Origin of the sequence: Streptomyces chisholmiae (assembly GCF_031845445.1) — a bacterium.
In the GTDB taxonomy this organism is placed as follows: domain Bacteria; phylum Actinomycetota; class Actinomycetes; order Streptomycetales; family Streptomycetaceae; genus Streptomyces; species Streptomyces chisholmiae.
Genome location: NZ_JAVREO010000204.1, coordinates 1 through 445 on the forward strand (window position 1 = coordinate 1; position 445 = coordinate 445).

The window sequence follows — 445 nt, forward strand, 5'->3', positions numbered from 1 at the left end:
GGATGATGCAGCCTCCTTGGTGCAGAACGATATTCAAGACGGCGATCTGCTGGTGTTGGCCGGCTACTGCGAACAGCCCTCACCCGAGCGGGCGCCGATGGGCGCGCTGACCTTCAGCTCGACCGATGACCGCATCCCCGTCGGACTGCGCGTCGCCGCCTGCTTGTTGGCCTGCGCGCTGGGACTCCTGGCGTTGATGTGGGCCGGGCTCGGCACCGAGGGATTGGATCGTCTCGCCGCCACGGCGGTGGTGACAGTCACCGTGATGGCCATTGCGGTGTCGGCACCGCGCCTGGGTCTGAGTTCGGCCGTGATCGCGACGCTCAACGTCGCGGCGGTGGCGTCCGTTGCGATTCTGGGATTTCTCGTGGTTCCGGGCGGGCCCGCGCCGGCGAACTTCTTTCTGGCCACGACGGCCGCGGGCTCGGTGGGTGCGGTCCTGATC

1 protein-coding gene is annotated in these 445 nt (G+C 68.1%); it reads left to right on the top strand.

Annotation, left to right across the window (positions count from 1 at the left end; genetic code table 11):
- Window positions 1-16: 16 nt before the first annotated feature.
- Window positions 17-445 (top strand): hypothetical protein (locus tag RM844_RS32825; protein WP_311671084.1); only part of this gene is annotated, 429 nt, incomplete at its 3' end.